Source organism: Streptomyces sp. NPDC017448 (genome assembly GCF_044330565.1).
Classification (GTDB): Bacteria; Actinomycetota; Actinomycetes; order Streptomycetales; family Streptomycetaceae; genus Streptomyces.
This window is the reverse complement of the sequence record NZ_JBIRLM010000027.1, coordinates 14,337-36,632: the sequence shown is the minus strand read 5'-3', so window position 1 is coordinate 36,632 and position 22,296 is coordinate 14,337. Positions and strand designations below refer to the sequence as shown.

Annotated in this window: 22 protein-coding genes; 12 read left to right on the top strand and 10 right to left on the bottom strand. The window is 72.7% G+C overall.

From position 1 onward, the window contains the following. Positions 1–105: 105 nt before the first annotated feature. Positions 106–1,029 (bottom strand): FAD-dependent oxidoreductase, encoded by a 924-nt coding sequence (locus tag ACH4K1_RS30610; protein ID WP_398092787.1) that lies wholly within the window; start codon positions 1,027–1,029, stop codon positions 106–108. Positions 1,030–1,155: 126 nt separating this feature from the next. On the opposite strand from ACH4K1_RS30610, the gene ACH4K1_RS30605 reads away from it, so the two are divergent. After that, positions 1,156–2,793, top strand: a complete 1,638-nt coding sequence (locus ACH4K1_RS30605; protein ID WP_398092786.1) for an ABC-F family ATP-binding cassette domain-containing protein — start codon at positions 1,156–1,158, stop codon at positions 2,791–2,793. Positions 2,794–3,039: 246 nt separating this feature from the next. Here ACH4K1_RS30605 and ACH4K1_RS30600 read toward each other — a convergent pair whose 3' ends face one another. The 5 genes from ACH4K1_RS30600 to ACH4K1_RS30580 form a co-directional block, all read right to left on the bottom strand. Next, entirely contained in the window at positions 3,040–3,363 is a 324-nt protein-coding gene (locus ACH4K1_RS30600; protein ID WP_398092785.1) for a hypothetical protein, read from the bottom strand. After that, the gene (locus ACH4K1_RS30595; protein WP_398092784.1) at positions 3,363–3,707 is read right to left on the bottom strand and encodes a hypothetical protein; all 345 of its coding nucleotides are present in this window, start codon (positions 3,705–3,707) and stop codon (positions 3,363–3,365) included. Before ACH4K1_RS30595 ends, ACH4K1_RS30600 begins: the two co-directional genes overlap by 1 nt. Continuing rightward, positions 3,704–3,829 (bottom strand): hypothetical protein, encoded by a 126-nt coding sequence (locus tag ACH4K1_RS30590; protein WP_398092783.1) that lies wholly within the window; start codon positions 3,827–3,829, stop codon positions 3,704–3,706. The genes ACH4K1_RS30595 and ACH4K1_RS30590 overlap by 4 nt, the downstream gene beginning before the upstream one ends. 261 nt (positions 3,830–4,090) lie before the next feature. Continuing rightward, positions 4,091–6,523: a Tex family protein gene (locus ACH4K1_RS30585; protein WP_398092782.1), complete on the bottom strand. Its 2,433-nt coding sequence runs from the start codon at positions 6,521–6,523 to the stop codon at positions 4,091–4,093. A 184-nt stretch (positions 6,524–6,707) separates the two neighbouring features. Next, the gene (locus ACH4K1_RS30580) at positions 6,708–7,577 is read right to left on the bottom strand and encodes a hypothetical protein (protein WP_398092781.1); all 870 of its coding nucleotides are present in this window, start codon (positions 7,575–7,577) and stop codon (positions 6,708–6,710) included. Between the two features lie 147 nt (positions 7,578–7,724). On the opposite strand from ACH4K1_RS30580, the gene ACH4K1_RS30575 reads away from it, so the two are divergent. Further along, on the top strand, positions 7,725–8,702 hold the full coding sequence (locus ACH4K1_RS30575; RefSeq protein ID WP_398092780.1) for a GlxA family transcriptional regulator: 978 nt from the start codon (positions 7,725–7,727) through the stop codon (positions 8,700–8,702). Positions 8,703–8,757: 55 nt separating this feature from the next. Further along, positions 8,758–9,393: a DJ-1/PfpI family protein gene (locus ACH4K1_RS30570; RefSeq protein ID WP_398092779.1), complete on the top strand. Its 636-nt coding sequence runs from the start codon at positions 8,758–8,760 to the stop codon at positions 9,391–9,393. Between the two features lie 62 nt (positions 9,394–9,455). On the opposite strand, the gene ACH4K1_RS30565 is transcribed toward ACH4K1_RS30570, so the two are convergent. Beyond that, positions 9,456–10,199, bottom strand: coding sequence for an enoyl-CoA hydratase/isomerase family protein (locus ACH4K1_RS30565; protein WP_398092778.1), 744 nt, complete (start codon positions 10,197–10,199; stop codon positions 9,456–9,458). An 80-nt stretch (positions 10,200–10,279) separates the two neighbouring features. Here ACH4K1_RS30565 and ACH4K1_RS30560 point away from each other — a divergent pair, with 80 nt between their 5' ends. Beyond that, positions 10,280–10,903 (top strand): HdeD family acid-resistance protein, encoded by a 624-nt coding sequence (locus ACH4K1_RS30560; protein ID WP_398092777.1) that lies wholly within the window; start codon positions 10,280–10,282, stop codon positions 10,901–10,903. A gap of 146 nt (positions 10,904–11,049) precedes the next feature. Further along, positions 11,050–11,505 (top strand): ATP-binding protein, encoded by a 456-nt coding sequence (locus tag ACH4K1_RS30555; protein WP_398092776.1) that lies wholly within the window; start codon positions 11,050–11,052, stop codon positions 11,503–11,505. Positions 11,506–11,581: 76 nt separating this feature from the next. Here the strand turns inward: ACH4K1_RS30555 and idi are convergent, their stop codons facing one another. The 3 genes from idi to galE all read right to left on the bottom strand — a co-directional run bounded on the left by idi (position 11,582) and on the right by galE (position 14,667). Next, on the bottom strand, positions 11,582–12,175 hold the full coding sequence (gene idi, locus ACH4K1_RS30550; protein ID WP_398092775.1) for an isopentenyl-diphosphate Delta-isomerase: 594 nt from the start codon (positions 12,173–12,175) through the stop codon (positions 11,582–11,584). Positions 12,176–12,476: 301 nt separating this feature from the next. Continuing rightward, complete coding sequence (locus tag ACH4K1_RS30545; protein ID WP_398092774.1) at positions 12,477–13,418, bottom strand: cation diffusion facilitator family transporter; 942 nt, start codon at positions 13,416–13,418, stop codon at positions 12,477–12,479. 259 nt (positions 13,419–13,677) lie between these two features. Next, positions 13,678–14,667: a UDP-glucose 4-epimerase GalE gene (gene galE, locus ACH4K1_RS30540; RefSeq protein WP_398092773.1), complete on the bottom strand. Its 990-nt coding sequence runs from the start codon at positions 14,665–14,667 to the stop codon at positions 13,678–13,680. A gap of 316 nt (positions 14,668–14,983) precedes the next feature. On the opposite strand from galE, the gene ACH4K1_RS30535 reads away from it, so the two are divergent. The 7 genes from ACH4K1_RS30535 to ACH4K1_RS30505 all read left to right on the top strand — a co-directional run bounded on the left by ACH4K1_RS30535 (position 14,984) and on the right by ACH4K1_RS30505 (position 21,971). Then, positions 14,984–16,741, top strand: coding sequence for a DUF5941 domain-containing protein (locus ACH4K1_RS30535; protein WP_398092772.1), 1,758 nt, complete (start codon positions 14,984–14,986; stop codon positions 16,739–16,741). Further along, on the top strand, positions 16,738–17,475 hold the full coding sequence (locus ACH4K1_RS30530) for a sugar phosphate nucleotidyltransferase (RefSeq protein WP_398092771.1): 738 nt from the start codon (positions 16,738–16,740) through the stop codon (positions 17,473–17,475). Before ACH4K1_RS30535 ends, ACH4K1_RS30530 begins: the two co-directional genes overlap by 4 nt. Next, on the top strand, positions 17,463–18,524 hold the full coding sequence (locus ACH4K1_RS30525) for an iron-containing alcohol dehydrogenase family protein (protein ID WP_398092770.1): 1,062 nt from the start codon (positions 17,463–17,465) through the stop codon (positions 18,522–18,524). The genes ACH4K1_RS30530 and ACH4K1_RS30525 overlap by 13 nt, the downstream gene beginning before the upstream one ends. Continuing rightward, positions 18,502–19,281: a CDP-alcohol phosphatidyltransferase family protein gene (locus ACH4K1_RS30520; RefSeq protein ID WP_228989336.1), complete on the top strand. Its 780-nt coding sequence runs from the start codon at positions 18,502–18,504 to the stop codon at positions 19,279–19,281. The genes ACH4K1_RS30525 and ACH4K1_RS30520 overlap by 23 nt, the downstream gene beginning before the upstream one ends. A gap of 8 nt (positions 19,282–19,289) precedes the next feature. Next, complete coding sequence (locus ACH4K1_RS30515; RefSeq protein ID WP_398092838.1) at positions 19,290–20,162, top strand: glycosyltransferase family 2 protein; 873 nt, start codon at positions 19,290–19,292, stop codon at positions 20,160–20,162. Positions 20,163–20,263: 101 nt separating this feature from the next. Next, positions 20,264–21,193, top strand: coding sequence for an ABC transporter permease (locus tag ACH4K1_RS30510; RefSeq protein WP_228989337.1), 930 nt, complete (start codon positions 20,264–20,266; stop codon positions 21,191–21,193). Further along, the gene (locus tag ACH4K1_RS30505; protein WP_073770203.1) at positions 21,186–21,971 is read left to right on the top strand and encodes an ABC transporter ATP-binding protein; all 786 of its coding nucleotides are present in this window, start codon (positions 21,186–21,188) and stop codon (positions 21,969–21,971) included. Before ACH4K1_RS30510 ends, ACH4K1_RS30505 begins: the two co-directional genes overlap by 8 nt. The last annotated feature ends 325 nt before the right edge of the window (positions 21,972–22,296 follow it).

Below are 22,296 nucleotides of genomic sequence, written 5' to 3'. Positions count from 1 at the left end.
CTCAGCCGCACGCCCGCCCGGAGCCCGCGACCGCACACCGGCCGCGGGCTCCGGCCGTGCGCCGCCCACACCGACAGAGCCCCCGCCCCCCATGCGCCCGGCCCCTCACCCCACCAGCGCCGCCGCCGTCCGCGCGCAGCCCCAGGCCACGGTCACGCCCGCGCCGCCGTGCCCGTAGTTGTGCACCAGCAGACCGCCGCCCCGCAGCGCCTCCGCCTCGATCCGCACCCCGGCCTCCCGCGCCGGACGCAGCCCCACCCGGTGCCCGAGCACCCGCGCCCCGGCGATCTCCGGCCGGATCCGCGCGCACCGCGCCACGATCTCCCGAGCGGTCCGCGGATCGGGCTCCGTACGCGGATCGTCCGCCTCGGCCGTACCGCCCAGCACCAGCCGCCCCGGCTGCGGGAAGAAGTACGTCGTCGCGTCCGATGCCGGATCCGCCTCGGTGTACCACTCCCCGATCCCAGGGTTCTCCACCGCGACCAGCTGCCCCCGCACCGGCCGCACCCCGGCGTCGGGCACCAGTTCGCGCGCCCCGAGCCCCGTGCAGTTCACCACCACCGGGCTCACCTTCGCCGCCTCGCCGAACCCCGACACGGCCCGCCGCTCCACCACCCCGCCCGCCGCCACAAGCCGCCGCTCCAGCCACGCCAGATGGACCGGCATGTCCAGCAGCGGCAGGGTCACGCGCAGCCCTTCGGGCGTCTCCGCGGCGTCCTTCAACCCCGCGGCCCACGCCCCGAGCGCCGCGAGCCGCTCCCCGCCGTGCAACCCCGCCACCCGCCGTACGCCGGTCTCCTCCGGAGCGGCGGCCAGCCCCTCGTAGACCGCCAGCGTCTCCAGCGCCCAGCCGCCCACCCGCTCCGCCGGCTCGATCCGGTACGGCCACCACAGCGCCCCCGCCACCGCCGACGTCGTGGAACCGGCCGGATCCCGCGACCAGACCCGCACCCGCAGCCCGCGCTCCGCCAGCGTCACGGCGGTGGTGAGACCGACGACCCCGCCGCCCACCACGATCACATCCGCCATCGGGGTCACCCCTGTCCTCCCGCCACGCGTCCGTCGCTGCCCGGACGCTAACCGAAACGGGAATCCCCCGGCCAGGGGCGGCAGGGCCGCGGGCACCACCCGGCGGAGACTAGGATCGGCACCCTGATGACTGCCACCCTCGTCGCCAAGGACCTCGCCGCCGGACACGGCGACCGCACGCTCTTCGCCGGGCTCGACCTCGTCGTCGCCCCCGGGGACGTGATCGGTCTCGTCGGAGTCAACGGCGCGGGCAAGTCCTCCCTGCTCCGCCTGCTCGCCGGACTCGACCGCCCGGAGGAGGGCGAGCTGCGGCTGTCCCCGCCCACCGCCACCGTGGGCCACCTCCCGCAGGAGCCCGAGCGCCGCGACGGCGAGACCGTGGCCGCGTTCCTGGCCCGCCGCACCGGGGTCGCCGACGCCCAGCGCACCATGGACGAGACGACCGAGGCCCTCGTGGCGGGCGCCCCGGGCGCGGACGACGCGTACTCCGAGGCCCTGGAGCGCTGGCTCGCCCTCGGCGGCGCGGACCTGGAGGAACGGGCCGCGCAGGTCGCCGCCGAGCTGGGGCTGACCGTGGGCCTCGACCGGCCCATGACCGCGCTCTCCGGCGGCCAGGCGGCCCGCGCCGGACTCGCCTCGCTGCTCCTCTCCCGCTACGACGTCTTCCTCCTCGACGAGCCCACCAACGACCTCGACCTCGACGGCCTGGAGCGCCTGGAGCGCTTCGTGTCCGGCCTCCGCGCGGGCACCGTCGTCATCAGCCATGACCGCGAGTTCCTCATGCGCACGGTCACCAAGGTGCTCGAACTGGACCTCGCCCAGCAGCAGATCACCCTGTACGGCGGCGGCTACGCGGCCTACCTGGAGGAGCGGGAGACCGCCCGCAGGCACGCCCGCGAGGAGTACGAGGAGTACGCCGACAAGAAGGCGTCCCTCGAAGCGCGCGGCCACATGCAGCGCTCCTGGATGGACAAGGGGGTCAAGAACGCCCGCCGCAAGGCCACCGACGGGGACAAGCTCGGCCGCAACGCCCGCAGCGAGGCCAGCGAGAAGCAGGCCGCGAAGGCCCGCCAGACCCAGCGCATGATCGAACGCCTCGACACCGTGGAGGAGCCCCGCAAGGAGTGGGAGCTGCGGATGGAGATCGCCTCCGCCCCGCGGTCGGGCTCCGTCGTCGCGACGCTGCGCGAAGCACGCGTGGTACGCGGCGACTTCACCTTCGGCCCCGCCTCGCTCCAGATCGACTGGGCGGACCGGGTCGCCATCACCGGGGCCAACGGGGCGGGGAAGTCCACCCTGCTGGCGGCCCTGTTGGAGCGGCTGCCGCTGGACTCCGGTCACGCGGCGCTGGGTTCGGGCGTCGTCGTCGGCGAGGTGGACCAGGCCCGCAAGCTGTTCCTCGGCGCGCAGACGCTGCTGGACGCGTTCTGCACGGCCGTGCCCGACACCGAGCCGGCCGAAGTCCGCACCCTGCTCGCCAAGTTCGGGCTGCGCGCGGACCATGTGACGCGCCCCGCCACCAGCCTGTCGCCGGGGGAGCGCACCCGTGCGGCCCTCGCCCTGCTCCAGGGCCGGGGCGTCAACCTCCTGGTGCTCGACGAGCCGACGAACCATCTGGACCTGCCCGCCATCGAGCAGTTGGAGGCGGCCCTGGAGACGTACACCGGCACCCTGCTGCTGGTCACGCACGACCGGCGGATGCTGGAGGCGGTCCGCACCACCCGCCGCGTCGAAGTGGCGGACGGCCGGGTCAAGGAAGTCTGAGCAGGACGTGGGCGCCATGTGGAGGACGCGGCGCGCCCGGACACATCGGCGTGCGCATCGCCCGACAGACGACGCCGCCGGAGGCTCCTGGTACGGCAGGAGCCGACAGAGGCTGCCGGAGTAGAGGACCTCGGGGAAGCCCTCGGACTTCGGGGCGCGGCGTGCAGCGGACATGTCCTGGTGCTGCTGGGCGACCACCTCGTGCCCGCAAGCGGCTGATCATCGTGCGGAACGTCGTGGACGTGTTCAGGCAGGAGGTCGCGGACGCCGGTTCTCGATCTGCTGACGGGCGGTCGACCAAACCCTCTCGAACTCGTCGGCCGACAGCCACTGCGGAACATGCCCCTCCCATGCGGTAATGGGCAGTTCTGCGGTCACCCCGTAGACACTCTCGTATTCCGACGACCGGTCGCCCTTGTGAGCTTCTTGCCATTCGGTCAGCGACGCGGCGGCCAAAGCCTCGCCTCCGGGCTCTTGAAGCTCGACTTGCCGGATCACGTATCCGTCAGCGTCGAGTTCGAAGGAGAACGAGATGCCTTCCTCGTCCCAGAGGCAGCGCACCCAGCGCATCACTGGCCCATCCCGTCGAAGGACTCGTCGTACCAGCGCCAGCCGGCGGTGCCGTCGTCGTGGATGTGCAACATGAACTCCGCGACCGGGCTGCCGTCGGGAAACGTCAGAGTGAGTGCGCTTTGGATCCGGGTGCAGCAGGCCTCGGCCCGCTCCCAGTCCTCCTCATCAATGGCCCGCTCTTGCCCGGCGAAGTCAGGACGGAACTCTGCGAAACCAGTAAGTGTCTCCACCTCTGCGTGGACCCACGGCATGTCGGCGCCGGTCACAGTCAGCCGGGCGATCTCGTGGTCGCCGTGGTGGAGTCGCCATACGCTGCCGGTGGTCAGGTTCGGGTTGTTCATAACCACATGATGACGACCACCCCTGACAGGCGAAGCCCGGGCGCGGCCCCCTCCATGTCGATGCCCACGCGATCGTCCAGGGGAATGCCGGTGTGGGTGTGACGGCAGAACATCGTGCCCACCCCGGACTCCTGCCTCAGCTGTACTCGCCGACAGACCCCGTCAGGACGTACCGATTTACCGTCCGCGCCGCCAGAGCCGGGATCGCCCCTGACGGCTACTGCACCGAAGCCTCACCGCACGTCAGTCGCGGATCGGCCCGCAGCAGAGGCCGGACCCGCCGCAGCGCGTTCAGCGGACCGCGCCCCACCACCGCGACTCCCTGCACGAGCCCGGGGGGCGGGCCGCACCCGGCGGCCCGCCCCCCCCAAGACCCCCGGGGCTCAGCGCCCCCGGCCGCCGCCGCCCGGCTTCGGCTCGGTGAGACCGGCCCGCCGCAGGGCGTCCGCCATCGCGCTGTTCGCCGGGGCCGGGGCGCCCTGGCCGCCCTGACGGGATCCGCCACCGCCACGCCGGTCCCGGCCGCCGCCCTGTCGGCCCTGGCCGCCACCGGACCCCTGGCCCTGGCGCTGCTTCGGCGGACGACCGCCCCGCTCGCCCCGGCCCTGCCCGCCGCCGGAGCCGCCGCCCGCGCCCGGTTCGTCGTCGAGCCGCAGCGACAGCGAGATCCGCTTGCGCGGCACATCGACGTCCATGACCTTGACCTTCACGATGTCCCCGGGCTTCACCACGTCGCGCGGGTCCTTCACGAACGCCTTCGACAGCGCCGACACGTGCACCAGCCCGTCCTGGTGGACGCCGACGTCCACGAAGGCGCCGAACGCCGCCACGTTCGTCACGACGCCCTCCAGCACCATGCCCGGCTCCAGGTCGCCGATCTTCTCGACGCCCTCCTTGAAGGTCGCCGTACGGAACGCCGGACGCGGGTCGCGCCCCGGCTTCTCCAACTCCTTGAGGATGTCCGTCACGGTCGGCAGCCCGAACATGTCGTCCACGAAGTCCGCCGCGCGCAGCGCCCGCAGCGCCTCCGTGTTCCCGATCAGCGAGGCCACTTCACCGCCCGCCGTCTTCCCCATCCTCCGCACCACCGGGTACGCCTCGGGGTGCACGCTGGAACCGTCCAGCGGGTCGTCGCCGCCCCGGATGCGCAGGAAGCCCGCGCACTGCTCGTACGCCTTCGGGCCGAGCCGTGCCACGTCCTTGAGCGCCTTGCGGGACCGGAAGGGGCCGTGGGCGTCCCGGTGCGCCACGATGTTCTCCGCCAGCCCCGCGCTGATGCCGGAGACCCGCGAAAGCAGCGGCGCGGACGCGGTGTTGACGTCCACACCGACGCCGTTCACACAGTCCTCGACGACCGCGTCCAACGAACGGGACAGCTTCACCTCGGACAGGTCGTGCTGGTACTGGCCGACGCCGATCGACTTCGGATCGATCTTCACCAGCTCGGCCAGCGGGTCCTGGAGCCGCCGGGCGATGGAGACGGCCCCGCGCAACGACACGTCCATGTCGGGCAGTTCCTGCGAGGCGAACGCGGAGGCGGAGTACACCGAGGCGCCCGCCTCCGAGACCATCACCTTCGTGAGCTTCAACTCCGGGTGCTTGTCGATCAGTTCCCCGGCGAGCTTGTCCGTCTCGCGGGACGCCGTGCCGTTGCCGATCGCGATCAGGTCGACCGCGTGCTCCTCGGCGAGGCGGGCGAGCTTCGCCAACGCCTGGTCCCACTTGTTGGCGGGCACGTGCGGGTGGATCACATCGGTGGCCACCACCTTGCCGGTGGCGTCGACGACCGCGACCTTCACCCCCGTACGGAAGCCGGGGTCCAGGCCGAGCGTCGCCCGCGTCCCGGCCGGGGCGGCGAGCAGCAGGTCGCGCAGGTTCGACGCGAAGACCCGTACCGCCTCGTCCTCCGCCGCCGTGCGCAGCCGCAGCCGCAGGTCGATGCCGAGGTGCACCTGGATCCGGGTGCGCCACGCCCACCGCACGGTGTCCGCGAGCCACTTGTCGCCGGGGCGGCCCCGGTCCGCGACGCCGAAGCGGCGGGCGATCATGTTCTCGTACGCGGTCGGACCCGGCTGCTCCGAGGCCTCGGGCGCGTCCGGCTCCAGGACCAGGTCGAGCACGTTCTCCTTCTCGCCGCGCAGCATCGCCAGGACCCGGTGCGAGGGCAGCGCGGTGAACGGCTCGGCGAAGTCGAAGTAGTCGGCGAACTTCGCGCCCGCCTCCTCCTGGCCCTCGCGCACCTTCGCCGCCAGCCGGCCGCGCGTCCACATGCGCTCGCGCAGCTCGCCGGTCAGGTCGGCGTCCTCCGAGAACCGCTCGGTGAGGATCGCGCGGGCGCCCTCCAGGGCGGCCGCCGCGTCCGCGACGCCCCTGTCGCCGTCCACGAACGCGGCGGCGGCCACGAGCGGGTCGACCGACGGGTCGCCGAGCAGGCCGTCCGCCAGCGGTCCGAGCCCCGCCTCGCGGGCGATCTGCGCCTTCGTCCGCCGCTTCGGCTTGAACGGCAGGTAGATGTCCTCCAGGCGCGCCTTCGTCTCGGCGGCCCGGATGCTCGCCTCCAACGCCTCGTCGAGCTTGCCCTGTTCGCGTACGGATTCCAGGATCGCGGTACGCCGCTCCTCCAGCTCCCTCAGGTAGCGCAGCCGTTCCTCCAGCGTGCGCAGCTGCGCATCGTCGAGGGATTCGGTCGCCTCCTTGCGGTAGCGCGCGATGAACGGCACGGTCGATCCGCCGTCGAGCAACTCGACGGCCGCCCTGACCTGCCGCTCACGTACGCCGAGCTCCTCGGCGATCCTGCCTTCGATGGACGTCGTCACGGTTTTCCCGACTCGCCTTCTCGTACTGGCTGTGCTGGCCGTGCCCGGTCCCGCTGAGCACGTTCTTGCTGTACCGGGGCGCCCCCGGGCCTGCATTGTGCCGCGTGGCCGGGCGCCGTGTCGCGTGCCCTCGGACGACACGCCCGGGCCCGGCGGTGCGTGCCGGGCCCCGGGCGGCGCGGGGTCAGCCCCGGCCGGTCGCCGCGGCCGGGAAGGCTCCCGCCGCCGCGGCCGTGAAGAGGAAGCCGCGCGCCAGCTCGGTGAGCCGCTCCACGCCGTCCGCGCCCAGGTGCGCGTACGGGGCGACGTCCATGCGGTCCGTCGCCTCCTCGACCTCCGCGCGCAGCGCCGTCCCCGCCTCGGTCAGCGCCAGTTCCCCGCCCGCCTCCAGCAGTCCGCGCTCCCGCAGCCGACCGCAGGCCGCCTCCCAGTCGGTGCGGCGCCAGCCGCGGGAGGAGAGGATCCAGCCGATCGCCATGCCCTTCCCGGTGGCCGTGTGGCTGACCAGCGACTCCAGCGGGTCCAGGCCGGCCGTGAGCAGGGCGGCGAGATGTGCGTCGCCCCGGTGCTCGCGCAGCAGCGTCGCCGCGTGCCAGAACGCCAGGTGCGGCTCCTCGGGCACCGGGAGGTCCGCGTGCGCGGCGTACAGCGGACGGGCGTGCGGGGTGCACGCCTCGGTGGCGCGCAGCGCGAGGCGGGCCGCCTCCGCCATCTCCTCGGAGGCGACGGCCTCCTCGCCGAGCAGCCGGCGCAGCGTCGTGTCCGCCGCCCGCAGCCGGGCTCCGAGGACCACCTCGGGACCGGCGGTCTCCCAGACCGCCGGCACATGGCGGGCCACCAGCACCGGGTTGAAGTTGTAGAAGGCGGCGGCTACGGCGCCCGCGCCGACCGCGCCGAGCGCGGCGGCCCGGGTCGCGAAGTAGGCGGCGGCCGGGTCCTCGATGCCGATCTTCCCCATCTCCGCGCCCAGGTCGGGGGAGAAGAAGAGACAGGAGTGCAGCGGGTTGACGGCGTTGTGGCAGCGGCGTTCCGCGCGGGCCGGGAGAGTATCCATACCAGAACGTTACCGACTGGTCGGTACGGCAGGGAACCCCGGGGCGGCGGGCCGCGCCCGGAAGACGGCGGACGGATGCGCCGGGCCGGACCGTGGCAGAAAAGGTGGGGTACGCGTCATTGCGGCCATCACCGCCCGCCGCCCAGGATGGCGGACGTGAAGCAGCGAACCGTGCTCGTCGTCCTGTTCGACGGCGTCCAGAGCCTCGATGTGAGCGGCCCCATGGAGGTCTTCGCGGGCGCCTCCCGCGCGGAGGGGGTCTCCTACGACCTGCGGACCGCCTCGCTCGACGGCGGCCCGGTCCGCTCCACCAGCGGCCTCACCCTGGTTCCCGACGGCCGCCTGGCCGAGGCGCCCGTACCGCACACCCTGCTGGTCCCCGGCGGCCGGGGCACCCGCGGCTCCCACCCGGAGCTGACCGGCTGGCTGCGCGAGCACGCACCCCGGGCGGACCGGCTCGTCTCCGTCTGCACCGGGGCGCTGCTGCTGGCCGGAGCGGGGCTGCTGGACGGCCACCGGGTCACCACCCACTGGAACTACTGCGAGCGGCTGGCCCGCGACTTCCCGGCCGTCGAGGTCGTCCCCGAACCGATCTTCGTACGGGACGGGAGGCTGGCCACGTCGGCGGGTGTCACCGCCGGAATCGACCTCGCCCTCGCGCTCGTCGAGGAGGACCACGGGCGGGAGCTCGCGCTGGACATCGCCCGGCACCTCGTGGTGTTCCTGCGCCGCCCGGGCAACCAGGCCCAGTTCAGCGCCCAGCTCAGCGCCCAGACCGCGCAGCGCGAACCGCTGCGCGAGGTCCAGCTCTGGATCGACCGGAACCCGGCCGCCGACCTCGGGGTCGACGCCCTGGCGGCGCGCGCCCGGCTCTCGCCCCGGCACTTCGCCCGCGCGTTCCGGGCGGAGACCGGGACGACGCCGGGACGGTACGTCGAGCGCGTCCGCCTGGAGCACGCGCGCCGCCTCCTGGAGGACACGGCCGAGGGCGTCGAGCAGGTCGCCCGCGCCAGTGGCTACGGCACTTCGGAGGCCATGCGGCGGGCCTTCGTCAAGACGCTGGCGACCGCGCCCGCCGAATACCGCCGCCGCTTCCGCGCCCCCCTGCCCGCACCCCGTGCCTGAACCGTACGGGCACCTGAACCGCACCCCCTGACCGACCGACAGAGAGGCCGTTCCCGTGCAGATCGCCATCGTGCTCTTCGACCGCTTCACCGCCCTGGACGCGGTGGGCCCCTACGAGATCCTCAGCCGCACGCCCGGCGCCGAGACCGTCTTCGTCGCCGAGCGGACCGGTCCCGTCCGCAACGACACCGGAAGCCTCGCGCTGGTCGCGGAGAGGACGCTCGCCGAGGTCCCGTCCCCCGACGTGGTGATCGTGCCCGGCGGCCCCGGCCAGAGCGACCAGATGGAGAACGAGGCCCTGCTCGGATGGCTGCGCTCGGCCGACGCCGCCACCACCTGGACGACCTCGGTCTGCACGGGGTCGCTGCTGCTGGCCGCCGCCGGACTGCTCACGGGCCGGCGGGCCACCTCGCACTGGCTGGCGCTGGAGGCGCTGAAGGAGTTCGGCGCCGAGCCCACCGGGGAACGCGTCGTCCTCGACGGCAAGTACGTCACCGCCGCCGGCGTCTCCTCCGGCATCGACATGGGTCTGACCCTGCTCGGCCGGATCGCGGGCGACGACGTGGCGCGCTCGGTGCAGCTCCTCACGGAGTACGACCCGCAGCCGCCCTACGACAGCGGCTCGCCCGAGAAGGCGCCGGCGGCCCTCGTCGAGGAGTGGCGGGCCAGGAGCCGCCACGGCGCGCGGTAGACCCTGCCGTTCGCCCCCTCGCCCCGGCGGTACCGGCGGCCCGCCGGGGCGCGGGGCGGCCCTCAGGTGAAGCGGGGCGCCCGCCGCTCCAGGAAGGCGGCGACGCCCTCCGCCGCGTCCGCGCTGCCCCGCGCCTCGCCGGCCCAGTGCGCCTCCCGGTCCGTCCGCCCCGCCGCGAACTCCTTCGCCGCCGCCTGAGTGAGCCGGGAGCGCGACGCCAGCACCCGTACGTACTCCTCGACCCGCTCGTCCAGGCCGCCCGCCGGCAGCACCTCGTCGGCCAGGCCGGTGCGCAGCGCCCGTTCCGTGCCGATCAGCTCGCCGGAGAACAGCAGGTGCTTGGCCGTGGCCGGACCCACCAGGGCGACCAGCCGCCGGGTCGAGGAGGCGGGGTAGACGATGCCCAGCTTGGCCGGGGTGACCCCGAAGGAGGCCCCTTCCTCCGCGAACCGCAGATCGCAGGCGGCGGCCAGCTGGCTGCCGCCGCCCACGCAGTAGCCGCGTACCGCCGCCAGCGTCGGCCGGGGGAACGCCGCGAGCGCCTCCTCGGCTGCCACCGCCAGGCCCTGCGCGGTCTCCGCGCCCTCCCGCAACGTGGAGATGTCGGCCCCGGCGCAGAACGTGTCACCGGCCCCGGTCAGCACCAGCACCCGGACCGCCGGATCGGCCGCCAGCCGCTCCAGCAGCTCCGGCAGGCTCCGCCACATCGCGGGGGTCATGGCGTTGCGCTTGGCGGGGTTGGCGATCACGACGGTGGCGACGCCGTGCTCGACGGTCGCGACGAGCCGAGGTTCCGTACGGTCCATGCGCCGGATGCTATCCCCACGGTTCGAACCTATGATCAAGAAGGGGGTGCGATCCGGTCACGCACCGTGAGGAGCCGTCGATGAACGAACCGACCGCCGAGGGCCGGAGGCTGAACCGCAGTTTCGGCCGGCTCGCCCTGCTCGGCGCCCTCCTGGTGATCGCGGGGGCCCTGGGCCTCGTCTACACCGGCGTGGCCACCCTCACCTCGATGCTCCTCTTCGGGTGGCTGCTGCTCGTCGGCGGCCTGGTCGGGCTGCTGCACGCGATCGATTCGCGCGGCACGAACTACTTCTGGCTGGGTGTCGTGGTCGCGGCCCTCAACCTCGCCGCGGGCGTCGTCGTCATCAAGCACCCCGAGGGCACGGCCGAGGCGCTGACCATGTTCGCCGCCCTGCTCTTCCTGACCGGCGGAGTCTTCCGGCTCGTCGGCAGCGTCGTGGTACGCGGTCCGCAGATGGGGTGGACGCTGCTCCAGGGCGCCTTCGGCCTGCTGCTGGGCCTGCTGGTGCTGTTCGACTGGCCGCACAGCAGTCTGTACGTCCTGGGCTGCTTCTTCTCGCTGGCGCTGCTGTTCGACGGGCTCGGCCTGCTCGCCCTCGGCCTCGGCGGCCGGCGCATCGTGGGCGCGGTGTCGGGGCGACGCGACGAGAGGGCGCCGCACGGCGGCAGGCGGAGCAAGTCGCCGGAAAGAAAACAGAAATAGTCCAGGGCCGTGCAAGGTTCCGCACGTTTGGTCAAATAGCGCCGATACCTCGCTACTTCCGGCCAGTGGCACGGGGCGGACCAAGCCATTCCCAACACTCTTTACTCGACGGTCAGTGCAGTGCGAGTGAGAGCTGGTGCCGGACGATGGAGAGCCTCGGGAGTGCCCCCGCCGACCCCGTGTCGTACGAGGGGGTGTGGCGCTTCACCGCCCCCGCCGTGGACGCCTCCGTGCCCAGCGCCCGGCACGCCGTACGCGACCTCCTCGATCGGCAGGGCGTGCCGATCGAGGACGACGTCCTCCAGGGGCTGCTGCTGATCGTCTCGGAGCTGGTCACCAACGCCGTCAAACACGCGGCGCTGCTCTCGCCCGAGCTGGCCGTCGAGGTGGCCGTCGCCGCCGACCGGGTCCGGGTCTCGGTCGAGGACAACCACCCCTACCGCCCCACCGCCCTGGAGACGGACTACGCGCAGACCGGCGGCCGGGGCCTGCTGCTGGTCAAGGTGATCACCGCGGAGGCGGGCGGCACCTGCGACGTCGAGCACACCGCGAGCGGCGGCAAGACCATCTGGGCGGTGCTGCCGTTGAAGACGCAGCTCTGACCGTTGAAGACGCAGCTCTGGCCGCCCCGCGAACGTCCCGGCGGCGGGGCACGCGTACCCCGGGGCCGGGCGGTCCTCACCAGCCCGCCGAGTCCCCCGTCAGCTCGCGGATCGCCGGCCGCGCCGCGTCCAGCACCGTCATGAACCAGGCCGAGAACGGCGTCCGCGCGTGCCGCTCCGCCAGCTCCGCCGCCGTCACGAAGGCCGTCTCCCCGACCTCCTCCGGGTCCGGCTTCAGCGCCTCCTGCGCCATCCCCACGAACAGGTGGTTGAACTCCTGCTCCACCAGCCCCGAGGCCGGGTCCGGGTGGTTGTAGCGGACCGTGCCCGCCTCGGCCAGCAGCGAGGGCGAGATCCCCAGCTCCTCGTGCGTACGCCGGGCGGCTGCCGCGAACGGGGCCTCGCCCGGATAGGGGTGGCCGCAGCAGGTGTTCGACCAGACGCCGGGGGAGTGGTACTTGCCGAGCGCCCGGCGCTGAAGGAGCAGCCGCCCCTGCTCGTCGAAGAGGAAGACGGAGAAGGCGCGGTGCAGCTGGCCCGGGGCCTGATGGGCCGCCAGCTTCTCCGCGGTGCCGATGGTGGTGCCGTTCTCGTCGACCAGTTCGAGCATGATCGCGTCTGCGGTTCCGTCCGACGAGCTGTGCGTCGCGGTGGCTGGTGTGGTCGGCATACCCATCCTTCGCTTTGGTCCCCGGCCTGGTGCGCCGGGCCCCTGGAGTCCGGTCAAGTCTGCCGCACAAAAGCCGCTTGTCCGTACTTCGGGTCCGGGCATGTCCGTCCCGCCGCACCCGGCGGGGGCGGCGTGGCGGACGGCCCGTCGGCCCCGGAGGCCGCCGGACGACGGATCACGCCCGCCGGAAGGGGAACGGAGCCCCCCCCGGGGCCGGGGCCGGCACCCCGGCGTCCGGCACCGTGAAAACCTGCCGGACCGCCCGGTACGCGGGGGGTGTGCGGACGGCGTCCGTGACGCCTCAGTGGCAGAGGCGCGCCTCGTGCTCCGCGTGACCGCTCGGCTCCAGCTGGAAGGTGCAGTGCTCCACGTCGAAGTGGTCCCCGAGGCAGCCCTGCAACTCGTGCAGCACCTTCTCGTGCCCTATCGAGTCCAGCATCTCCTGGCGCACCACCACATGCGCCGAGAGGACCGGCATGCCCGAGGTGATCGTCCAGGCGTGCAGGTCGTGGACGTCGAGGACCCCGGGCAGCGCCGTGATGTGAGCCCGTACCTCCGCCATGTCCACGCCCTTGGGAGCCGCCTCCAGGAGCACGTTCAGGGTCTCCCGCAGCAGCTTCACCGTCCGGGGGACGATCATCAGGCCGATCACCAGCGAGGCGATCGGGTCGGCGGCCTGCCAGCCGGTCGCCATGATGACGCCCGCCGCGACGATCACGGCGAGCGAACCCAGGGTGTCGGCCATCACCTCCAGGTAGGCGCCCCGCACGTTCAGGCTCTCCTTCTGCCCGCGCATCAGCAGGGAGAGGGAGACGACGTTGGCCACCAGCCCGACGGCGGCGAACACGATGGCGAGCCCGCCCTTCGTCTCGGCCGGGGTGATGAACCGTTCCACCGCCTCGTAGACGAGGTAGGCGCCGACGCCGAGCAGCAGCAGGCAGTTGGCGAGCGCGGCCAGGATCTCCGCACGGGCGAAGCCGAAGGTGCGGTGCGGGGAGGGCGGGCGGTTGGCGAAGTGGATGGCGAGCAGGGCCATGCCGAGCCCCAGGGCGTCGGTGGCCATGTGGGCGGCGTCCGCGATCAGGGCCAGCGAGTCGGAGAGCACGCCGCCGACGATCTCCATGACCATCACGCCCAGGGTGATCGCCAGGGCGACCCGGAGCCTGCCCCGGTACGCGGCGGCCGCCGTGCCCGTCGGAGGCGGCCCGCCGTGCGTGTGCCCGTGATCGTGGCCAGCCCCCATGCGAAACGCCTCCAGCTCCGTAGGACGTGCCGGCGCGGAACCGCCCGGCCCGGCCCAGTGAACTACGGGTGGGGGGTATCGGGCAACACGGGACTGAACACCGTTGTCATCTGCTCTGACCTGCGGAAACGTTCCGCAGGTCAGAGCGCCGACGACCGGGGAGCCCCCGGGGCGGACACGGTCCGGGAAGCCCCGGCGCGGCCACGGTCCGGGGCGCCCCCGTGCGGACACGGCCCGGGACGCCGCCCCGCCGCCACGGTCAAGGGCACCGCCGTGCCCGGGCCTCGGGGTGGCGCAGGCACCAGCCCTCCCAGGCCGACTCCACCATCTCCCGCACACCCCGCCGGGCCGTCCAGCCCACCTCCTCGGCGATCCGCGCCGCCGAGGCCACCGCCTTCGGGGCGTCACCGGCCCGGCGCGGTTCCACCACCGGCGTCAGCTCGTGCCCCGTCACCTCGCCGATCACCTCGGCCAGCTCCCGCACCGAGACGCCCTCGCCCCGGCCCACGTTCAGCGTCAGGTCGCCGGCGCCCGCCCCGTCCAGCCGCCGCGCGACGGCGAGGTGCGCCTCCGCCAGGTCCGCGACGTGGATGTAGTCGCGGACGCAGGTGCCGTCCGGCGTCGGGTAGTCGTCCCCGAAGATCCTCGGGGCCTCGCCCCGCGTGACGCGCTCGAACATCATCGGCACGATGTTGAAGACCCCGGTGTCCGCCAGCTCCGGGGCCGCCGCGCCCGCCACGTTGAAGTAGCGCAGACAGGCGGTCGAGATCCCGTGGGCCCTGCCCGCGGCCCGCACCAGCCACTCCCCGGCGAGCTTGGTCTCGCCGTACGGGTTGATCGGCAGGCAGGGCGTCTCCTCGGTGATCAGGCCCACGTCCGGTACGCCGTAGACGGCCGCCGAGGAGGAGAACAGGAAACGCGGCACCCCCGCCGCGACCACGGCCTCCAGCAGGACGGCCAGCCCGGCGACGTTCTCCCGGTAGTACAGCAGCGGTTTCTCCACGGACTCGCCGACCTGCTTCTTCGCCGCGAGATGCACCACACCGCTCACCCCGTGGCCGGTGAGCACCCTCTCCACCAGGGCCCGGTCCGAGGCGGAGCCCTCCACCACCGTGACGGACTCCGGCAGCCGGTCCACCAGGCCGCTGGAGCGGTCGTCGAGCACCACGACCCGCTCGCCCGCCGCGACCATGGCGCGTGCCACGTGTGCCCCGATGTACCCCGCCCCGCCTGTGATCAGCCATGTCATGACCGCCAGCCTAAGCGTCCCGCCGCCCGGGACCGACCGGCGGTTTGTGGGCCGGGGCCCCGATCGATGATGATGATCGCCGGCGCCGGGCGGGCTCGCGGGTCCACCCGAACGGCGCACAAACGGGCGGTGAACTCGGCCTTCCGTTCATCCGATAGCCTCAGCCGACATACCGCCGGCCCGCCATGTGGCCGCGCCCCGGTGTGCCGTCCACGCCAGTGCCAAGGAGTGAGTTCGTCTGTCGACCGCCATCCTCACCGGTACGCCGGTACCCGGGTCGTCGCTCGCGGACGACCTGCGGTCCCTGGGCTTCGAGGTGCAGACCGCCGCCGACGCCGGTGACGCCGCATCCCTCCTCGCCGCCGTCCCGGCCGGCCGCCGGGTCGCCCTCGTCGATCCGCGCTTCGTGGGCCACGTCCACGCGCTGCGGCTCGGGCTGACCGACCCGCGCTTCCCGGCCGCCGCGGTCCCCGGCGCGCTCACCGCCCAGCCGGAGGCGCGCGGCGCCCTGCTGCGCGCGCTGCGACGCACCACGGCGGCCGTCGGCGCGGGCGCCCCCGTCGTCGATCCGGACGCCGACCCGGCGCCCGAGGACCGCACGGTTCCGGGCCGTATCGCCGTCGCGCTGGAGGCCGAGGGCATCGCCGTACAGCGCCCCGCCCTCGGTTCGCTCGTCGCGGCCGTCCCCACCGATCCGGAGCAGCAGGCCGCCGCCGAGGCCGGTCTCGCCTCCGTCGACGACGAGACGGTACGGCTGCGCAGCGCGGTCAAGGCCCACGACGGCTTCTTCACCACCTACGGCATCAGCCCGTACTCCCGCTACATCGCCCGCTGGTGCGCCCGCCGCGGCCTCACCCCGAACCAGGTCACCACCGCCTCGCTGATCACCGCGCTCGTCGCGGCGGGCGCTGCGGCCACCGGAACCCGGAGCGGCTACGTCGCGGCGGGCATCCTGCTCCTCGTCTCGTTCGTGCTGGACTGCACCGACGGGCAGCTCGCCCGCTACTCGCTCCAGTACTCCACGATGGGCGCCTGGCTGGACGCCACCTTCGACCGGGCCAAGGAGTACGCGTACTACGCCGGGCTCGCCATCGGCGCCGTACGCGGCGGCAGTGACGACGTATGGGCCCTCGCGCTGGGCGCGATGGTCCTCCAGGCCTGCCGCCACGTCGTGGACTTCTCGTTCAACGAGGCCAACCACGACGCGGTCGCCAACACCAGTCCCACCGCCGCCCTCTCCGACAAGCTCGACAGCGTCGGCTGGACGGTCTGGGCGCGCCGGATGATCGTGCTGCCGATCGGCGAGCGCTGGGCGATGATCGCGGTGCTCACCGCGCTCACCACCCCGCGCATCGTCTTCTACGCCCTGCTCGTCGGCTGCTCCCTGGCCGCCTGCTACACCACCGCGGGCCGCCTGCTGCGCTCGCTGACCCGCCGGGCCCACCGCACCGACCGGGCCGCGCGGGCGCTCGCGGACCTCGCCGACTCCGGCCCGCTCGCCCGGGCCGTCGCCGCCGTCGCCCCCGGCCTCCCGGGCACGTTCACGGCCCCGGCGACGGCCCTGCTCGGCGCCCTCGTGATGATCGGCGCCGCCCTCTTCCTCCCGTACGGAAGCTGGCTCACCGTCGCAGCCGCCGCGGTGTACGCGCTCCTCTCCGGCCTGGCCGTCGCCCGCCCGCTCAAGGGCGCGCTCGACTGGCTGGTGCCCCCGTTCTTCCGGGCGGGGGAGTACGTCACGATCCTCGTACTGGCGGTCCGCAGCGACGTCCCGCACGCCGTTCCGGCGGCCTTCGGGCTCGTCTCGGCCGTCGCCTACCATCACTACGACACGGTGTACCGCATCCGCGGAGGCACCGGCGCGCCGCCCCAGTGGCTGGTGCGGACGATCGGTGGACACGAGGGCCGTACCGCGCTGGTGGCCGTCCTCGCCGCCGTACTCACCCACGCCTCAGGTTTCACCACGGCCCTGACCGCACTCGCGGTCGCCGTGGCTCTGGTGGTGCTCGTGGAGTCCATCCGCTTCTGGGTGTCCTCCTCGGCCCCCGCCGTACACGACGAAGGAGAACTCGCATGATCGGCCTCGTACTGGCAGCCGGTGCAGGACGACGTCTGCGCCCCTACACGGACACGCTCCCCAAGGCGCTCGTCCCTGTCGACGGCGACAAGACGGTCCTCGACCTCACGCTGGCCAACTTCGCCGAGGTCGGACTCACCGAGGTCGCGATCGTCGTCGGCTACCGCAAGGAGGCCGTCTACGCCCGCAAGGCCGAGCTGGAGGCGACCTACGGCGTCACCCTCACGCTGATCGACAACGACAAGGCCGAGGAGTGGAACAACGCCTACTCCCTGTGGTGCGCCCGTGACGTCCTCAAGCGCGGCGTGATCCTCGCCAACGGCGACACCGTGCACCCGGTCTCCGTGGAGAGGACCCTCCTGGACGCCCGCGGCCAGGGCCGGAAGATCATCCTCGCCCTGGACACCGAGAAGGCGCTCGCCGACGAGGAGATGAAGGTGATCACCGCGGAGGGCAAGGGCGTCCAGCGCATCACCAAGCTGATGGACCCGGCCACCGCCACCGGCGAGTACATCGGCGTCACCCTCATCGAGGCCGAGGCCGCCGAGGAGCTGGCGGACGCCCTGAAGGCCACCTTCGAGCGCGACCCCGACCTCTACTACGAGGACGGCTACCAGGAGCTCGTCAACCGCGGCTTCACCGTGGACGTGGCTCCGATCGGCACCGTGACCTGGGTCGAGATCGACAACCACGACGACCTCGCCAAGGGCCGGGAGATCGCGTGCCAGTACTGACCCGGCTCATTCCGTCCCCGGTCGTCGTCGACATCCGACGGGGCGCCATGGACGATCTGGCGGGTCTTCTGGCCGATCAGCGGATCTCCTCGTCGGGCAAGCTCGCCATCGCGATCAGCGACGGCTCCGGGCGCGCCCTCAAGGAGAGGCTCGCCCCGGTCCTGCCGGGCGCCGACTGGTACCCGGTGTCCGACGGCACGATCGACTCCGCGGTGAAGCTCGCCGACGGCATCAAGGGCAACCGGTACGACGCCGTGGTCGGCCTCGGCGGCGGCAAGATCATCGACGTGGCGAAGTACGCCGCGGCGCGGGTCGGGCTGCCCCTGGTCGCCGTCGCGACGAACCTCTCCCACGACGGCCTGTGCTCGCCGGTCGCCACGCTGGACAACGACAACGGGCGCGGCTCCTACGGAGTCCCCACCCCGATCGCCGTGGTCATCGACCTCGACGTGATCCGTGAGGCGCCCGTCCGGTACGTCCGCTCCGGCATCGGCGACGCGATCTCGAACATCTCCTGCGTCGCCGACTGGGAGCTGGCCCACGAGGTCAACGGCGAGGAGATCGACGGCCTGGCGGCCGCGATGGCCCGCCAGGCGGGCGAGGCCGTGCTGCGCCACCCCGGCGGAGTGGGCGACGACGCCTTCCTGAAGGTGCTGGCCGAGGGGCTCGTGCTCACCGGCATCGCGATGTCGGTCGCGGGCGACTCGCGTCCGGCGTCCGGCGCCTGCCACGAGATCAACCACGCCTTCGACCTGCTGTACCCCCAGCGCGCGGCCAGCCACGGCGAGCAGGTCGGCCTCGGCGCCTGCTTCGCCATGCACCTGCGCGGCGCCCGCCAGGAGTCCCTCCTGATGGCGTCGATACTGCGCCGCCACGGTCTGCCGGTCCTGCCGCAGGAGATCGGGTTCAGCGTCGACGAGTTCGTCGAAGCCGTCGGCTACGCGCCGCAGACGCGGCCGGGGCGCTTCACGATCCTGGAACACCTCAACCTGTCCACCGACCAGATCAGGGACGCGTACGCCGACTATGCGACGACCATCAGTAGCTGAACTCCGTCCGGTCGTCCACGCCCCGGGGGTGAAGGACCGGCGCAGCGGCGAGCACTGGGCCGGACGCCTGTACATGCGCGAGGTCTCGCTGCGCGTGGACCGCTACCTGGTCAACACCCGCGTCACGCCGAACCAGGTGACGTACGTGATGACGCTGGCCGGCGCCCTGGCCGCCCCGGCGCTGCTGGTGCCGGGCGTCCCGGGCGCCGTGCTCGGGGTGCTGATGGTCCAGCTCTACCTGCTGCTGGACTGTGTGGACGGCGAGCTGGCCCGCTGGAAGAAGCAGTACTCGCTCAGCGGGATCTACCTGGACCGGGTCGCCGCCTACCTGTGCGACGCGGCGGTCCTGGTCGGCCTCGGCCTGCGCGCCGCCGACATCTGGGGCGAGGGCCGGATCGACTGGCTCTGGGCCTTCCTCGGGACGCTCGCCGCGCTCGGCGCGATCCTGATCAAGGCCGAGACGGACCTGGTGGGCGTGGCCCGCCACCAGGGCGGGCTGCCGCCGGTGAAGGAGGCGGCCTCCGAGCCGCGCTCCTCCGGCATGGCGCTGGCCCGCCGGGCCGCGGCGGCGCTCAAGTTCCACCGGCTGATCCTCGGCATCGAGGCGTCGCTGGTGATCCTCGTGGTGGCCGTCGTGGACGCGATCGGGGGCGACCTGTTCTACACCCGCCTCACCGTGGCCGTGATGGCCGGCATCGCGCTCCTGCAGACCCTGCTGCACCTGGTCTCCGTCCTGGCGTCCAGCAGGCTGAAGTGACCCTGCCCGTGAAGCTGGGCGCTGTGATCATCACCATGGGCGACCGCCCGGACGAACTCCGCGCCCTCCTCGATTCGGTCGCCGCCCAGCACGGTGACCGGATCGAGGTCGTGGTGGTCGGCAACGGCGCCCCGGTCCCGGCGGTGCCCGCCGGGGTGCGCACGGTGGAGCTGCCCGAGAACCTGGGCATCCCCGGCGGCCGCAACGTCGGCATCGAGGCGTTCGGCCCCGGCGGGACGGACGTGGACGCCCTGCTCTTCCTGGACGACGACGGGCTGCTCCCGAACCGGGACACCGCCGAGCTGTGCCGCCAGGCCTTCGCGGCCGACCCGGAGCTCGGGATCGTCACCTTCCGCATCACCGACCCCGACACCGGAGCCACCCAGCGGCGGCACGTACCCCGGCTGCGGGCCGCCGACCCGATGCGCTCCTCGCGCGTCACGACGTTCCTGGGCGGCGCCAACGCCGTGCGGACCCGGGTCATCGCCGAGGTAGGTCCGCTTCCGGCGGAGTTCTTCTACGCCCACGAGGAGACGGACTTCGCCTGGCGGGCGCTGGACGCGGGCTGGATGATCGACTACCGCGCCGACATGGTGCTGCACCACCCCACCACCGCCCCGTCCCGGCACGCGGTCTACCACCGCATGGTGGCCCGCAACCGGGTCTGGCTCGCCCGCCGGAACCTGCCGGCCCCGCTGATCCCCCTCTACCTCGGGGTCTGGCTGCTGCTGACCCTGGTCAGACGCCCGTCGCCGCCCGCGCTCAAGGCATGGTTCGGGGGGTTCGGGGAGGGCTGGTCGACCCCCTGCGGGCCCCGTCGCCCGATGAGGTGGCGTACGGTGTGGCGGCTGACGAGGCTGGGCCGACCTCCGGTCATCTGAGAGGCTTTCCTCTGAGAGCATGAGGCGTATTTTCTTTCCGGAACCTGTCCGCCTGAGCCGCGCTCGCGACTGGCTGCGCGTGAAGACGAGAGTTTCAACTTGTGAGTGACACCACCCACGACGGTGGGGTAGCCCTCGGGACCCCGCCGTCCGCCGACGAGGGCCTCGACGCGGCCCAGCTGGCCGCCAAGTACGGCCTGACCGTGAGCGGCGCCCGGCCCGGGCTGTTCGAATACATGCGACAGCTCTGGGGCCGGCGCCACTTCATCCTGGCCTTCTCCCGGGCGAAACTGACCGCGCAGTACAGCCAGGCGAAGCTCGGCCAGCTGTGGCAAGTGGTCACGCCCTTGCTGAACGCGGCGGTCTATTACCTGATCTTCGGGCTGATCCTGGGGACCAGGGAGGGGATCTCCCACGACGTCTTCGTGCCGTTCCTGGTCACCGGCGTCTTCGTCTTCACCTTCACCCAGAGCTCCGTGATGGCGGGCGTCCGCTCGATCTCCGGCAACCTCGGCCTGGTCCGCGCCCTCCACTTCCCCCGGGCCTCACTCCCCATCTCCTTCTCCCTCCAACAGCTCCAGCAGCTGTTGTTCTCGATGATCGTGCTGGTCGCGGTCGCCGTCATCTTCGGCAGCTACCCCTCGCCGTCGTGGCTCCTGGTGATCCCCGCCCTCCTCCTCCAGTTCGTCTTCAACACCGGTCTGGCCCTCGTCATGGCACGGCTCGGATCCAAGACCCCCGACCTCGCGCAGCTGATGCCGTTCGTCATGCGGACCTGGATGTACGCCTCGGGCGTCATGTTCTCCATCCCGGTGATGCTGAAGGACAAGCCGGCCTGGATCGCCGACGTGCTCCAGTACAACCCGGCGGCGGTCTACATGGACCTGGTCCGGTTCGCCCTGATCGACGGATACGGCTCCGAGAACCTGCCCGACCACGTCTGGGCCGTCGCTCTGGGCTGGGCCGTGCTGCTGGGAGTCGTGGGATTCGTGTACTTCTGGAAGGCAGAGGAACGGTACGGCCGTGGCTGATGACAACGCACAGGGGCGCGTCCCCACGGTGATCGCCGACGACGTGCACATCGTGTACCGGGTCAACGGCACGGGTGGCGGCCGGGGCAGCGCCACCGCCGCGCTGAGCCGCATGCTGCGGCGCGGCAAGGGCGAGGAGCGCGGCGTACGGAAGGTGCACGCCGTGCGCGGGGTCTCCTTCACCGCCTACCGGGGCGAGGCCATCGGCCTCATCGGCACCAACGGTTCCGGCAAGTCGACGCTGCTGCGGGCCATCGCCGGCCTCCTGCCGACCGAATCCGGCCACGTGTACACGGACGGCCAGCCCTCCCTGCTCGGGGTGAACGCGGCGCTGATGAGCGATCTGACCGGCGAGCGCAACGTCGTGCTCGGCGGTCTGGCGATGGGGATGAGCCGCGACGAGATCCGCGCGCGGTACCAGGAGATCGTGGACTTCTCGGGGATCAACGAGAAGGGCGACTTCATCACCCTGCCGATGCGGACGTACTCCTCCGGTATGGCGGCGCGGCTGCGCTTCTCGATCGCCGCCGCCAAGAACCACGACGTCCTCATGATCGACGAGGCGCTGGCCACCGGCGACCGCAAGTTCCGGGTGCGCTCCGAGGAGCGCATCCGCGAGCTGCGCAAGGAGGCGGGCACCGTCTTCCTGGTCAGCCACAACAACAAGTCGATCAGGGACACCTGCGACCGCGCGCTGTGGCTGGAGAAGGGCGAACTCCTGATGGACGGCCCCACCGAGGAAGTCCTCAAGGCGTACGAGCGCGAGACGGGCAAGTAGCGAGTAGTCCGAGCGCCGGGAGGCGTCCCGGCCGCGGCCCCCGCCGGACCGGTCCTGCGGGGGCCGCGCCGTGCCCGCCCCGGCCGGAGGCGTTCGCAGTACGCGCCGGGATCGATCTCCTCCCGGCGGATGAGGCCATCCCCGCCATGCGCGGGGAAAGTTGACAGGTACGGGCGGGGGAGTGGAGCGGGCACTCCACCCCGCCGGTCCCCTGTGAGCTGTACAACGTAGGCTGTAGCGGTGCTGATTCATGGCGAGTAGGGCGAATCGCCCCGGCACCGCCCGCTTTGCCGCAATGCACTCGAAAGAATGAGCGGCGTGTCCG

What these genes read in the sequence shown, in the direction of transcription:
- ACH4K1_RS30555 (WP_398092776.1), top strand. Translation starts at nt 11,050, where the DNA reads ATGGAGAGCCTCGGGAGTGCCCCCGCCGACCCCGTGTCGTACGAGGGG.
- idi (WP_398092775.1), bottom strand. Translation starts at nt 12,175, where the DNA reads ATGCCGACCACACCAGCCACCGCGACGCACAGCTCGTCGGACGGAACC.
- ACH4K1_RS30580 (WP_398092781.1), bottom strand. Translation starts at nt 7,577, where the DNA reads ATGGATACTCTCCCGGCCCGCGCGGAACGCCGCTGCCACAACGCCGTC.
- ACH4K1_RS30600 (WP_398092785.1), bottom strand. Translation starts at nt 3,363, where the DNA reads ATGCGCTGGGTGCGCTGCCTCTGGGACGAGGAAGGCATCTCGTTCTCC.
- ACH4K1_RS30575 (WP_398092780.1), top strand. Translation starts at nt 7,725, where the DNA reads ATGGCGGACGTGAAGCAGCGAACCGTGCTCGTCGTCCTGTTCGACGGC.
- ACH4K1_RS30610 (WP_398092787.1), bottom strand. Translation starts at nt 1,029, where the DNA reads ATGGCGGATGTGATCGTGGTGGGCGGCGGGGTCGTCGGTCTCACCACC.
- ACH4K1_RS30565 (WP_398092778.1), bottom strand. Translation starts at nt 10,199, where the DNA reads ATGGACCGTACGGAACCTCGGCTCGTCGCGACCGTCGAGCACGGCGTC.
- ACH4K1_RS30595 (WP_398092784.1), bottom strand. Translation starts at nt 3,707, where the DNA reads ATGAACAACCCGAACCTGACCACCGGCAGCGTATGGCGACTCCACCAC.
- ACH4K1_RS30520 (WP_228989336.1), top strand. Translation starts at nt 18,502, where the DNA reads ATGCGACGACCATCAGTAGCTGAACTCCGTCCGGTCGTCCACGCCCCG.
- ACH4K1_RS30545 (WP_398092774.1), bottom strand. Translation starts at nt 13,418, where the DNA reads ATGGGGGCTGGCCACGATCACGGGCACACGCACGGCGGGCCGCCTCCG.
- galE (WP_398092773.1), bottom strand. Translation starts at nt 14,667, where the DNA reads ATGACATGGCTGATCACAGGCGGGGCGGGGTACATCGGGGCACACGTG.
- ACH4K1_RS30560 (WP_398092777.1), top strand. Translation starts at nt 10,280, where the DNA reads ATGAACGAACCGACCGCCGAGGGCCGGAGGCTGAACCGCAGTTTCGGC.
- ACH4K1_RS30530 (WP_398092771.1), top strand. Translation starts at nt 16,738, where the DNA reads ATGATCGGCCTCGTACTGGCAGCCGGTGCAGGACGACGTCTGCGCCCC.
- ACH4K1_RS30605 (WP_398092786.1), top strand. Translation starts at nt 1,156, where the DNA reads ATGACTGCCACCCTCGTCGCCAAGGACCTCGCCGCCGGACACGGCGAC.